This window comes from Klebsiella sp. PL-2018, assembly GCF_019048985.1.
Classification (GTDB): Bacteria; Pseudomonadota; Gammaproteobacteria; order Enterobacterales; family Enterobacteriaceae; genus Klebsiella; species Klebsiella michiganensis.
The window spans coordinates 654,186-665,942 of record NZ_CP077673.1 but is presented as its reverse complement, the minus strand read 5'-3'; the positions used below and the strand labels follow the sequence as shown (position 1 = coordinate 665,942).

13 protein-coding genes are annotated in these 11,757 nt (G+C 37.9%); 8 read left to right on the top strand and 5 right to left on the bottom strand.

Features of this window, described 5'->3' with window-relative positions:
• Window positions 1-11: 11 nt before the first annotated feature.
• Window positions 12-1,262: a hypothetical protein gene (locus MKleb_RS03125; RefSeq protein ID WP_049271439.1), complete on the top strand. Its 1,251-nt coding sequence runs from the start codon at window positions 12-14 to the stop codon at window positions 1,260-1,262.
• Between the two features lie 62 nt (window positions 1,263-1,324).
• Here the strand turns inward: MKleb_RS03125 and MKleb_RS03120 are convergent, their stop codons facing one another.
• From MKleb_RS03120 to MKleb_RS03105, 4 genes are all read right to left on the bottom strand, one after another.
• Window positions 1,325-1,732, bottom strand: coding sequence for an H-NS family histone-like protein (locus tag MKleb_RS03120; protein WP_217076456.1), 408 nt, complete (start codon window positions 1,730-1,732; stop codon window positions 1,325-1,327).
• Window positions 1,733-1,855: 123 nt separating this feature from the next.
• Entirely contained in the window at window positions 1,856-2,134 is a 279-nt protein-coding gene (locus MKleb_RS29830; protein WP_228740774.1) for a hypothetical protein, read from the bottom strand.
• A gap of 111 nt (window positions 2,135-2,245) precedes the next feature.
• Window positions 2,246-2,716, bottom strand: a complete 471-nt coding sequence (locus MKleb_RS03110) for a hypothetical protein (protein ID WP_187259171.1) — start codon at window positions 2,714-2,716, stop codon at window positions 2,246-2,248.
• A 125-nt stretch (window positions 2,717-2,841) separates the two neighbouring features.
• The gene (locus tag MKleb_RS03105; protein WP_217076454.1) at window positions 2,842-3,249 is read right to left on the bottom strand and encodes a hypothetical protein; all 408 of its coding nucleotides are present in this window, start codon (window positions 3,247-3,249) and stop codon (window positions 2,842-2,844) included.
• Window positions 3,250-3,590: 341 nt separating this feature from the next.
• Here MKleb_RS03105 and MKleb_RS03100 point away from each other — a divergent pair, with 341 nt between their 5' ends.
• Genes MKleb_RS03100 through MKleb_RS03090 form a run of 3 tightly spaced genes read left to right on the top strand, consistent with a single transcriptional unit; the run spans window position 3,591 to window position 5,407 of the window.
• A complete protein-coding gene (locus MKleb_RS03100; RefSeq protein ID WP_217076452.1) occupies window positions 3,591-4,157 on the top strand; it encodes a hypothetical protein in 567 nt (188 codons plus the stop codon).
• A gap of 15 nt (window positions 4,158-4,172) precedes the next feature.
• Window positions 4,173-4,733, top strand: a complete 561-nt coding sequence (locus MKleb_RS03095; protein WP_049110045.1) for a hypothetical protein — start codon at window positions 4,173-4,175, stop codon at window positions 4,731-4,733.
• Window positions 4,734-4,747: 14 nt separating this feature from the next.
• Window positions 4,748-5,407, top strand: a complete 660-nt coding sequence (locus tag MKleb_RS03090; RefSeq protein WP_217076449.1) for a hypothetical protein — start codon at window positions 4,748-4,750, stop codon at window positions 5,405-5,407.
• 93 nt (window positions 5,408-5,500) lie between these two features.
• On the opposite strand, the gene mobQ is transcribed toward MKleb_RS03090, so the two are convergent.
• Window positions 5,501-6,988 (bottom strand): MobQ family relaxase, encoded by a 1,488-nt coding sequence (gene mobQ / locus MKleb_RS03085; protein WP_217076447.1) that lies wholly within the window; start codon window positions 6,986-6,988, stop codon window positions 5,501-5,503.
• An 819-nt stretch (window positions 6,989-7,807) separates the two neighbouring features.
• On the opposite strand from mobQ, the gene MKleb_RS03080 reads away from it, so the two are divergent.
• From MKleb_RS03080 to MKleb_RS03065, 4 genes are all read left to right on the top strand, one after another.
• Window positions 7,808-8,119 (top strand): conjugal transfer protein TraD, encoded by a 312-nt coding sequence (locus MKleb_RS03080; protein ID WP_217076446.1) that lies wholly within the window; start codon window positions 7,808-7,810, stop codon window positions 8,117-8,119.
• A 248-nt stretch (window positions 8,120-8,367) separates the two neighbouring features.
• Window positions 8,368-9,879, top strand: coding sequence for a recombinase family protein (locus tag MKleb_RS03075; RefSeq protein ID WP_217076445.1), 1,512 nt, complete (start codon window positions 8,368-8,370; stop codon window positions 9,877-9,879).
• 13 nt (window positions 9,880-9,892) lie between these two features.
• A complete protein-coding gene (locus MKleb_RS03070) occupies window positions 9,893-10,795 on the top strand; it encodes a ParB/RepB/Spo0J family partition protein (protein WP_217076444.1) in 903 nt (300 codons plus the stop codon).
• On the top strand, window positions 10,788-11,678 hold the full coding sequence (locus MKleb_RS03065; RefSeq protein ID WP_217076443.1) for a plasmid partitioning protein RepB C-terminal domain-containing protein: 891 nt from the start codon (window positions 10,788-10,790) through the stop codon (window positions 11,676-11,678). The genes MKleb_RS03070 and MKleb_RS03065 overlap by 8 nt, the downstream gene beginning before the upstream one ends.
• The last annotated feature ends 79 nt before the right edge of the window (window positions 11,679-11,757 follow it).

Sequence of the window (11,757 nt, the reverse complement as noted above, 5' to 3'; positions counted from 1 at the left end):
GGAGTATTGTAATGAGAAACAATAAATTTAAATTAAAGAGAATAACAGTGGTTTCGGCTTTGTGTTTTTCTGTGTTATATACAAATACAGCTTTTGCTGTCTGGCCCGTCACAGAAGAGATTTTGACACCGTATCTTATGGGGGCTTCACCTCAATCTATGGGCAATGGAATAATTGAAACATTAGTTTCAATGAACGACAAGCTGGCACAAGCAACAATAACAGCAAATGAGAACCAGAAGAATGCTGTTGTCAGTAATGCCAGTCAGGCAATCCAAGAACAGCGCATGAAAAATATCTTAAACAGGATACCTGATGCCAATGCCTGTGAAGAAGTCACGAGCGCAGGTGGTCGTGGTGCAGCAGGATCGAATACAAGCTCAGCGAAAGAGGCTTTATCTGAAAACAGCGTTAAGATGTTTACACAAGCAAATACCGGAATAAATGAGGCCAAGAAAAACATCATGGGCAGAGTATCAATAAGTGTTTGCTCCGAAGATGATGTGAAATATAACAGAGGTGGGTGCAATACTATAGGTCAGTATCCTGATAAAGATAAGTCGGCATCAAGCCTAATTACACCACCATTATCTAAATCCGAAGCATTGTCTAATAAGGTTTCGAATCAGTCCTATTCTGTTGAGCAGATTGAAGTAGCTGAAGCGGCAAAAAGAAATCTGATAGGGAACTTACCAGTTGAACCATTAAAGAACAAGGGATTAGAAGATACAACTGAAGGACGAGAATATTTATCGGCCTTTTCGAGCTTTGTCTCCAGAAGCACTGCTGGAACAAACGCCATTGATTCCGTACTGGCAATGAAAAAAGCAAGTAATGTATCAGTGAACTCAAGAGGAGCCAAAATAGGATCCACATTAGGTTCTACGCAGGGAGCAAACCTTGCTTGGTCAGATACTTCCGTAAAAAACAAGTATGCAACTCTATTTCCCGGCACAACATTCCCGGATAATCCTTCAGAGTGGGAAATGTTAAGATATGAGATCTATTCACGCTATGCAGATACAACAGGTGCTGACGCTTGGCAGGTAAAAATCAGTAGTGCTGATGAAAAAGAAACTGCGCATGAGCAGGCAAGAATGCAGGCACTTGATTTAAGATTACAAATGCTTCAAATCGAAAGAACAGAAGACACAAATATTTTGCTTGCGGCTCTGTTAGGACAACAACTACAACCTGTTGATAAGCAAATGCTGAATAATTTAAAAACAAATGCGACAAGAGCGACTCAGGCAACAAAATAATTGAAGTCATTAAAAAAACCGCCAGCGCTGGGCCAGCGGATTTGGTAGACTTGGTATGAAGATTATTTGATCTCGAAATCTTCCAGTGCCTTACCGGCTTCGAGCGCAGCAGCGATAGCACGAGGAGTTCGGCCCTGACCTGTCCATGTCTTTTCAGAACCATCGGTATCGATGTATTTATACTTAGCTGGACGTGGGGCGCGTTTCGCTCCGGTCTTGCAAGAAGATGAGTTAACAGTTGAAAGCAACTCTGCCGGGTCTATGCCATCTTCCAACAACTTCTGACGGAATGCTTCCAGCTTGGCCTGTTTCTCTTCCTGCTGCTTTAGAAATGAGGCCTCTTCTTCACGACGTTCTTCTACAACGATAGTGAGTTTTTCTAACATCTCTTCCAAGGTTTCGAGTGTCAGTTCACGAGCCTGAGAACGGAGAGTACGAATATTGTTGATGATCTTTAAAGCATCAGACATGCGATTTCCCTAATGTTTGTGGTAAAGAATACAAGCAATAACATCATAGTTTTAATCGTTCCTGTGCACAAAATCAATACATTATATGGTATAGACATTAGTTCCATCCTGATTTCAAATTTTTTATTTGAGTTTGTGATTATCTTTAGCCGAGCGGGTTTCTTCAGATGATATATTATCAATGCGATTTTTAAATTTTCTTGAAAATCTGTTGTTCTCAATGCATTTTTTCTCAGCCTCTTCCTGATTATTAATGTAGTATTCGATTGTATTGCCGTTATCCAAGTCATAAATGACAGAAATCAAGATATTAATATTTTCATCTCTACTGTCATGTGTAATGTCAAACTTAGATATTAGCTTTGATACAACAACATAATTTGGATGCAAAATAGCTGTCATGGTGAGTATTCCACAAAATGGATGATTAATATTTAGACGTGTCTATAGGAGACACAACGAATAGTATCTTATAGGAAATGATTATAAATCATGAAGAAGCCAAAGCTCTTTTTATGGTTTCTTTTTTAGCTCGCGTTGCGGGTAAGGAAACGCCAAAACACTTTCACCTATATTGTTTTTAGATACGGCGTCCCACCATTTTTCGCGATATTCTGGATGATTACAGTAGTCTCGCTGCCGTTGAATTTCATCAAGAATATGGTCTTTTTGGTCAGGCCATTCTTCTTGCAATCTGTTTATCGTTCTGTAGAAAATATTCGACTGCATCATTATTTTGAAGAAGTTAAGCCTAAACCCTTCCAGACGTTGCTCGTAATCAGCGACAACCTTCTTATGGCTATTGATTGTGTTATTCAACTGCATCTGTATTCTACTAACCCTGTCATTAGCCATAGACGCTTCAAACTGCGACTGTTGAGAATCCAGCCTTGCCTCATTTGCCTGTTGGTAAGAGTCTACAATTTCTCTATTACGTTGTGCCGCATTATAATCATAATTCCAAAACGGATTTTTTCCAGACATAAATATACCTCGATATCAATTATTCTATGTGTATATAATTAAACATTAATTCACTAAAAAGCAAATAATTCTATTAATTAGAATCATTAGTCAGATATTTATTTTCCTTTTGTTTAATACTTTGTTTATGGGTAAAAGAAAATACGGTTATTAAATACTTCCATCCATTTCTCGCAAATATAATGTGCGTGAGATGGAACCCTGAACGTCCAGACTGGATTTAGTTCATCATCAGTCATAATACAGATCTCGGCATCATCGGATCTGCAATCAGGCAGCGAGTAGTTGATTTCCCTGATGTTGCTATATGGATATATAAATGTGCTGTTCATATTTTTACGCAATGTCGAAGACATTACGTTTTTCTTTATATTATGGTTAAAGAGAAGAACCGAGCGTTGCATTAAATTAATGGTGAAGCCCGCCTGTTCGTATTCGTAAGACAAAGCAGCATCGCTGAACGAGTCAACAAAAGCGATTTTTTGATCTTTTTCGAAGATTTCCATAGAGCTTCGCTCGTTGTTGTTTTCCATGCTCATTCCTCGCTGTTTTACTGCTTTATCTCAGCCCAGCATAGTCGCCAGTGCCAGCATACTCAAGCAAAATGATCTGTAAAATCGATCGATAAGTTGACATTGATAGATATCAGCGATTAAAAAGGATTTATCGATCGGTCTTTTAATTGATTTAATCGATCGATATATTGTTTATGATAGCTTGCGACTATCATTTGTTTTGTATCGATCGATTTAAACGATGTGACGAACACCAAAAATAATTCAATTCTATCAATTGATTAGACGATAACTCCTGATCTGTCGGTGAGAGCGCCGGGATTGGGGTATACGAATCTGACTAAATCCTTGAGGAATAAATGAAAGGACATAACTTCTTACCACTGGCGGTCTCTCTGGTGTTTCTTTCTGGCTGCCAGCATCTCAACGATGGCGTAAATACAGTTAATGGCGCAATCAGTTCTTCGTTGTCTTCAGTAGGTAAAGCGCTGGGGGGAACTGCCACCACTCAAAGCCTTGGCCCGGTATCGTCTGTATCTGGCCTTGGTGCTGTCTGCAAAGACTATGAAGAAAATGCAATGGCAGCAGAAAAGAAATGGACAGGCAAAAGGATCGCTATCACCAATGCCACGGTTCTGGAAGTTACGAAGGGCAGAAGTGCCAGCGATATGATGACGGGAATGCCCATGTCAACCCCTAACTATTACCTGCTATTCAAAACAGCCGATACAAGCTATTGTGGTGGTATGGTCTGGATTGATTACTATTCTGGCCTTGATGATGCGGTTCTGACTTACAAGAAAGGCCAGAAAGTCACTGTCACTGGAACAGTCAACAACTTCGAAGTCCGTGGGTTCGCTACCGTCAACAACGCCGATATGCCAGTTCGTCTTGTTGTTTTGAGAAATGGCACTATCAATCATTAATTCAGGGTTAATAAAATGCATAAAATATCGTTAGTAGCCGTGGGGGCTATTTTGCTTGTCGGTTGTGGAGATAAGGGAGATTTTGAGAAAACGATAAATAAAGAAATCAGTAAGGAGCCTGTTTGTTATTCTTTTAATACAAAAGAAAATAACAGTGATGCTTATGAAAGCTTCAGCGAACCCGGAGTATTCGTCAGAGTTAATGTTCGAGGAAATGATGTGAGCCCTATCTTGGAAGGACTTAAAAAATCGGGCTTAATCGATATTGAATTCGAACAACAAGGGTTTACCCGTGTTGCAGCCTTATCAGCAACAGATAAAGGAGCTAAAGCGAAATTTTGGGATAAGGAGCATGGGGCTTGCGTAGGTACTAGAACAGTGGATGAAATAAAAGAGTGGACTGAACCCAGCGACGCTGGTGGTCAAAAAGTAACACGGGTATCATATACATGGAAACTCTCAGATATTCCAAGCTGGGTTGATAAAGATGCTTTCTCAAGCGTGAAAGGAGTGTCAGAATCAGAAGAAGCAAAAATTATTCTGGTGAAAACCAATAACGGCTGGGCCACAAGGTAATTACAGGAAAAGCTATGAACTCTATCTATTGGGTGCTTATCATCGGTCTGCTGATGAACATACCATCATTGGCTCCGGTGCTGTTTCTCCGTAAGACTCAAAAGAACGTGAAGGTATCGATGGTAGCCAGACTGTTTCTTCTTAACGCTTTCTTAGTGCTGTCCCTTGTGACGCTATCGCAAAATATCACGCAAAACTACGGGCTGTTTCCAGTATGGCTGGTGTTAGCTGCAATAGTGCTGTTTGCGGTCACGCTAGTACCAACGGTAAAAATCGTGCGTAAGCATTTGACTGTTGGGAAAAGTCGGGCTGTTATACTCTCATCATTCCTGATTGTCTATGCTGTCAGGTTTCATGGCGTGTTTTCAGATGTGAATGGAAGTGGATATACGATTAACGGCTATAACACAGTATGGACATCCTTCTTTCTGTTTGCCTGTCTACTGGCTTATCTCGGTTGCGCTGGACGTAAAACGTATTCTGGTTCTTCGGAATCATCATCTGCACCACAATCAGATTATTTTAAGCCGAACAAAGAATATGAAACACAATCTCAAATTGACTACGATATTGCTGTGAAGGGGCGGAGTGTTCTATCTGATCCCAATCTAAGCATTCTTGAGCAAAAGCGTTATCGGGATGCTCTTGAGAAAAAAGAAAGAGAAGATTGGTAAAATATATTTACATTACTTAATAAAGCCGATGAAAATCGGCTTTGAAGTTTCTTATTGAAATTAATTGGCATTATCTTATCTAAATCTGGCCTTTTATTTTCTATATCCCGGTGGCCTCATACGTGGGGCTTTATCTTTGCTGGCATGTGGTATGAGATCCATGCGATGATCGCTTTCCGGCTGTTCGTTCTTAGGGCGGTTTGGGAAACGGCTGATCTCATCAGACGTTGGCTTATAGTCATCTTGGTTAAACTTGGCTTTATTCTCATATTCAATGCGTGGAATATGATGACCTAATACTTCATCAAAGACATAGTTTTCAGCAATACGTTTATCATGTTCCTCACTGATAATATCAACTTTAGTTTTTTCTTTTTTAGCCCATATGAATTTATCTCTGATAAAATCAACTAAAAGGGCAGTGAAACGTTTAAAAATATTATCCTGACGCGGAATAGCCTGTTTTCTTTTAATACGTTCAGGGGCACTTCTGGATGCCCTGTTTTGGGTTTTAGAAGAAGAAGTTTTCAAGATAGTATTTGTTTCAATATCAGAAATACTGACAGATGGTTTCTTAGCAGCAACAACTTTACTGATTTTTGTTTTATCACGGTAAGATTTAACTCCTTTGGCTCTTGTAGGAGGAGCCGGAGCGACCAGAACAGGTTTCTGTTCTGCTGAGTTCGATGAGCCGGTATGGGACACAGGTAATACGACCTCTTCTGGTTCGGCAAGATGTGTAATCGTAAAGCTTCTGACGTCAACGACGATTTCAAGATCAAGTTCACTGAATGTTTTGTAGACTTCAACGGCTTCTTGCTTCGCAGCATCACGAACAGCTTGTTCTACAGCTCTTTGCTCTTGAGCTGCTCTACTACGCCATTTAGCACTATGTATACGTTTCATTGCAGGACGGTTTGTTTCAGCCGCTTTAGCAAGCCATAACGCTTTTTCTTCATTATCTAAAGCTACTGTTGCTTTTTCTAACGCTTCCTCGTGCTGGGCTTGGAGAGAACGATGGTCAATTCGTTCTGATGAACCAGCAGAAGCAAGGTAGCTGTTAGCCATAGATGCCCATGATTCACGCCACAACACAGACATTTTTCTGTCGTTCCAGCTTCTTTCTTTTTTACCAAAACCTTCCGGGCCTATGGTTTTTAACGTCAACATAACGTGAGCATGTGGGTTGTCGCTATCGAGATCATGAAAAGCGATATCGGCAATCATGCCTTTATCAACGAAATTTTTTTGACAATAATCAAGAACAAGTTTTTTCTTGTCGTCATTATTTAACTCGGTGGGAATAGCAACATCGAAATAACGGGCTGTCTGACCGTTGTTCTGGCGCTCAACTCTTTCAACTTCATTCCATAATGCTGTCGAGTCTTTTACGATATGTTGAGGAGCATTAACTGGTGCTAATATGAAATGTCCGTATATATCATTACGGCGGCTATAATCATAGGTATCACCTGTTCTTTCATCTGTGATTCTGCAGCGAGCATGATAAGCAGCCTTCGCAACGGAAGATCTGCCCTCACTTCGTTTCACAATTTTAAAATCAAGATGAAAAATAGCCATACAATAAAAACAACCTCAATATAAATTTAAATATCAAACCAAAATATAAATCCCCAATGCGACTATGCTGGTTTTAGTTTTTCGTAAGAAAAACTCTGGTGTTGACGTTGACCTTGGTTTTGCTTTTAGCCTGCGGCAGGCAACCGTCGGTAGACCCCACACGCTCACGAAGTGAGTGTATAGGTGGGCATTGCTTTATTTTTATATCTCCTAAAGGAGCTAAAAATAACGACAATGTATTAAGTTTTTCTATAGCTAAATAATAACGCTAGTTTTAATGTCTGTGAAATTAACTGAGCAGAAATCGGATGAACGGCTGAGGTAGGATGGTAAGACTTAATATTTTGGTTTTAGGTAACGCCCGTAAGGGCATAAGTAGTATTTTCCCTCCCGCCGGAAGGCGGGAAAGCGGAATGTAGATAAAACAGTGAAAATAACAGATGCTTTTGCGTGTTGCACAATTCACAGGTTAAGACCAGAAATCAGAGTCAAAAAACAAGAGATGAAATTGTTTTCATTGATTTGATAAAATAAGTAACGCGGAGAGTATCAGGTATTTTAAGTTATGGTTGCTCGCATATGTGTTGCATAATTTTATTTTGAACTTACTGATTTATCAATTTTAAAACCAAAACACCATTTTTTCGGGATAAATCCCATCATTAACAGGCAAGCCTGTTTAACTACTGATTGTCAGGAACAATCATCTCGTGCTGCGTAGTTTAATTCAAAGTAAAATGTTCGATTTACTCATGTGGTTTGACCGTTTCCTTTTTCAATTGTATTTGATGTTTTTAAAAACTAAAAGGATAAGTAATTATGAGTACGGATGATACAAACAGAAAGCCAAGAACAGAAAAAACAATTAAGCAAAAAATAGCATCAGCGCAGATGCGTTTGAATCGTCTCAAAACCAAAGAGAAATCTTTGTCCAAGAGTGCTGAGACACGCCTGAAGATAATCCTTGGGGCAGAAGTAGCTAAAGCTTTTGGCTGTAAAGTAGAAGACGTCGATAAGGAGTTTGTGTTGGGTATATTAATACATTTTCAAAATGTTGGTGCTGAGGATAAGGCAAGGCTGAAATTACGCGGTAAAAGGTTTCTTGAGGATATGGTTGGTAGACAGGAATAACGATTAAAAAATCTAACATCATGATAATGAAGGTTTTTTCCGTGTTCGGCGAAAGTTGGGTATTTAGAACTACAGAGGTGATTGTTCAAATAGTGTTCGTTTTTGAGATCGTGCTCAAGAAAATCTATGTGCTTTATAGTGTAGTTTAGCTTAAGTGAATTTTCGTTAAGGTATTGTGGAGGAAGGTTTTTTGAAATTTGACTTTTCCATGAAACCATAATCTTTTTCATTGAGGTGAGGTGGATGTTATGGATGAAGTCAATGTTGCTCAATATTTGAGAATGTCTACAGACCATCAGCAGTATTCAATATTCAATCAATCTCAATTCATAAGTAAATTTGCGTCAGAACATAAGATGAATATCATTCATACATATGATGACTCTGGAAAAAGTGGGGTTACGGCAAACCGAAGACAGGCATTTCAACAGTTAATAGATGATGTGGTTGAAGGGAAAATAAATATTAAAGCAGTTTTAGTTTATGACATAAGCCGTTTTGGGCGATTTCAGAGTATAGATCAATTTGGATATTATACCCATCAACTTCAAATGCATGGTGTTGGCATCATATATTGTGCAAACCCTACCATCGAAGGTAATAGTGATTATGCTGATTTTCAATTATTCATAGATCGAAAAAAAGCTTCTTCTTTAAGTCGGGATTTATCACAAAAAGTCTTTCTTGGACAAGCTAATCTGGCTGGTCGTGGATATCACCAAGGCGGGCCTGCTGGATATGGTTTACGAAGAATGTTGATAGATGAAAACCATAAACATAAAGGGATACTTAAATATAGAGAGTGGAAAAGCATCCAGACTGATCGAATAATTTTAGTATTAGGGCCGGAAGATGAAGTCATAACGGTTAGATGGATATACAATCAATTCGTGAATAACTTTAAGCCAGAGAGGGTTATTGCCTCTGAGTTGAATAGAAGAGGGATTACTGCAGAGCATGGCACTAAATGGACCAAAGGAAAGATCCACGAGATTTTAACTAACGAAAAGTATATTGGTCATAATGTCTATAACCGAACATCTTCTCGTTTAAAGCAGCGTCTTATCCACAACCCACAGCATGAATGGATAAGATGTGAAAATGCTTTTGAAGCTATTATTTCTCCTGAGTTATTTTTACAAGCTCAGACTATTATTAGTAATAGAAGTATTCATCTTAGTAATGATGATTTACTTGGTAAACTCTCCGAGCTTTTTAAAACAAAAGGGAAACTATCCGGCATAATTATAGATGAAGATGATGATACACCATCCTCATCTGTTTATAGGAAACGTTTTGGTGGTCTATTACAGGCTTATAAATTAATTGACTATAAACCAAAGCACGATTATGACTATTTGCGAATTAATTCCTTGCTAAGAGAAAAGTACCATAGTTTAGTTGAAAAACTCATTTTTGATATTACAGAACAAGGCTGTTATGTTGATTATGATGAGGAGTCTAAATACTTTACTATTAATGATGAAGTTAAAATGTCTGTAGTTATCTCCCGTTGTTTCATGAATAACACGAGAAAGCGCTGGAGAATCCGGTTTGAGCGAAAGTTTAGCTATGATATTTGTATCGTTGTTAGACTTGATAGTCAAAACGTGAACACCAAAGATTACTATATATTCCCTTCAATAGAGTTATTAGATAATCAGTTTGTTTTTGAAGAGTTAAATCCTTACCAGTTAGAGTTTTATCGATATGATGACTTGATACCTTTTTTGCAAATCCTTAAACGTGATGTTTTTTAAAAGGAATCCACTGATGAATGAATATGAAGAAATAAAGCTTATAGATATCTCAGAGATCAGAATCGTTAATCCACGTTCAAGAAGCAAATCTATTCACGATGAACTTGTTGAAAGTATAAAAAACATAGGGCTAAAAAAACCTATTACGGTTAGGTTATCTGACTCAACCTGTAAGACGTATGTGTACGATTTAATTTGTGGGCAAGGACGGATTGAGGCTTATGAAATATTAGGTGAAAAACAAATCCCAGCAATAATAAAGTCAGTTGATCATGAAGATGGTCATATCATGAGTCTGGCAGAAAATATTGCTCGAAGAAAACCACGTTCGACGGAGCTTCTCAACAGCATTATAGAATTAAAGAATAAAGGTTTTTCTGAGTTAGAGATTGCTAATAAAATTGGCCGTTCTAAAAATTGGGTAGCTTCTATTGTATCACTAAAAGAAAATGGCGAAGATAAATTACTTTCTGCTGTTGAGTCTGGCAGAATCCCGATATATATAGCGGTAGAAATATCAAGAGCTAAAGGAGTTGATATACAACACCTTCTTTTAGAAGGATTTAATTCTGGTGAACTTAACTCAAAGCAGATAGGTGCAATTAAAAGGATCTTATCTCAGAGAGAAACATCAGGTAAGGGAAGTGATAATAATTCTTTTGTTCAGGGGGTAAAAAAGAAGCGGATTACTTCTGATGAGTTAAAAGAACTTTATCAAGAAAATGTCAAAAGGCATAAAATTATTCATACAAGATCTGAGTTTACAATATCTAGCCTAATGGTTGTTAAAGAGATAATGGTTAATTTATTGAGGAATAGAGAGTTTTCAGAACTTCTATCTGTTGAGAGCCTGAATTCTGTGCCTGCATTTATTCTGGATAATGTTGACCCAGAACGAGGTCTTGAAAATGAATAAACCTAACTTCGGTAATAAGTGTTTTATTATTAATGTTTCTGATCTGCTATATGGGAAAGAGTTGCCTATAAATGTGAAATCAAGCGTAAAATATCATCAGATCCTTTCCACGGTGAAAACAGTTGGTATCATAGAACCCATAGTTATTTATATTAATAATTTGTCAGAAAAGATAATACTTGATGGTCATTTAAGAGTTGAAGCATCAAAGGATATAGGACTATCCACTGTACCTTGTTTGATTTCTGAGGATGAAGAATCTTACAGCTATAACAAGTATGTCAATCGATTACCAGTTATTCAGGAATATCGTATGATATTACAGGCTGTGGATGCTGGTGTTTCAGCGGAAAAAATTAGTCAATCTCTGAATATATCAGTAGATACTCTCAGGGCAAAGTTTAGATTACTTGATGGGATTAGTCCGGAAACTACCGCTTTATTAGCAAATCAACATGTTCCTCAAGCCATATTCGCTATTTTACGTAAAATGAAACCAGAAAGACAGCTGGAGGCGGTATCTACGATGATGAGTATAAACAATTTTAGTCGTAAATTTGCTCTATCATTATTACATTACACTCCCGATGATATGCTAATAAATCCTAAAGATTCGAAACTAAAGCAACAAGACATAGCAAAAAATTTTGCCAGAATGGAACGAGAAATGGCTGCTATGGAAATAGAGACTAAACAACTCGAGAATATATATGGAACAAATAATTTAAAGTTAGCCGTGATTATTGGACACATAAAAAAACTACTTTCTAATTATTCTGTATTAAATTGGTTGGTAGATAATAATCCGGATTATTTAGCTCAACTAAAGAAAATTGCTGCTATTGACTCATTGCCAGTGTACGAAGACAAAGAGTTGCGTTAAATACTATACGGACCACTATGGACAATGCATTTTATGTTGTAGTGTGTTGTTCATAGTTGTGCTATATAATTATATATTG

What these genes read in the sequence shown, in the direction of transcription:
- MKleb_RS03125 (WP_049271439.1), top strand. Translation starts at nt 12, where the DNA reads ATGAGAAACAATAAATTTAAATTAAAGAGAATAACAGTGGTTTCGGCT.
- MKleb_RS03075 (WP_217076445.1), top strand. Translation starts at nt 8,368, where the DNA reads ATGGATGAAGTCAATGTTGCTCAATATTTGAGAATGTCTACAGACCAT.
- MKleb_RS29830 (WP_228740774.1), bottom strand. Translation starts at nt 2,134, where the DNA reads ATGACAGCTATTTTGCATCCAAATTATGTTGTTGTATCAAAGCTAATA.
- MKleb_RS03080 (WP_217076446.1), top strand. Translation starts at nt 7,808, where the DNA reads ATGAGTACGGATGATACAAACAGAAAGCCAAGAACAGAAAAAACAATT.
- MKleb_RS03110 (WP_187259171.1), bottom strand. Translation starts at nt 2,716, where the DNA reads ATGTCTGGAAAAAATCCGTTTTGGAATTATGATTATAATGCGGCACAA.
- MKleb_RS03100 (WP_217076452.1), top strand. Translation starts at nt 3,591, where the DNA reads ATGAAAGGACATAACTTCTTACCACTGGCGGTCTCTCTGGTGTTTCTT.
- mobQ (WP_217076447.1), bottom strand. Translation starts at nt 6,988, where the DNA reads ATGGCTATTTTTCATCTTGATTTTAAAATTGTGAAACGAAGTGAGGGC.
- MKleb_RS03070 (WP_217076444.1), top strand. Translation starts at nt 9,893, where the DNA reads ATGAATGAATATGAAGAAATAAAGCTTATAGATATCTCAGAGATCAGA.
- MKleb_RS03095 (WP_049110045.1), top strand. Translation starts at nt 4,173, where the DNA reads ATGCATAAAATATCGTTAGTAGCCGTGGGGGCTATTTTGCTTGTCGGT.
- MKleb_RS03120 (WP_217076456.1), bottom strand. Translation starts at nt 1,732, where the DNA reads ATGTCTGATGCTTTAAAGATCATCAACAATATTCGTACTCTCCGTTCT.
- MKleb_RS03065 (WP_217076443.1), top strand. Translation starts at nt 10,788, where the DNA reads ATGAATAAACCTAACTTCGGTAATAAGTGTTTTATTATTAATGTTTCT.
- MKleb_RS03090 (WP_217076449.1), top strand. Translation starts at nt 4,748, where the DNA reads ATGAACTCTATCTATTGGGTGCTTATCATCGGTCTGCTGATGAACATA.
- MKleb_RS03105 (WP_217076454.1), bottom strand. Translation starts at nt 3,249, where the DNA reads ATGGAAAACAACAACGAGCGAAGCTCTATGGAAATCTTCGAAAAAGAT.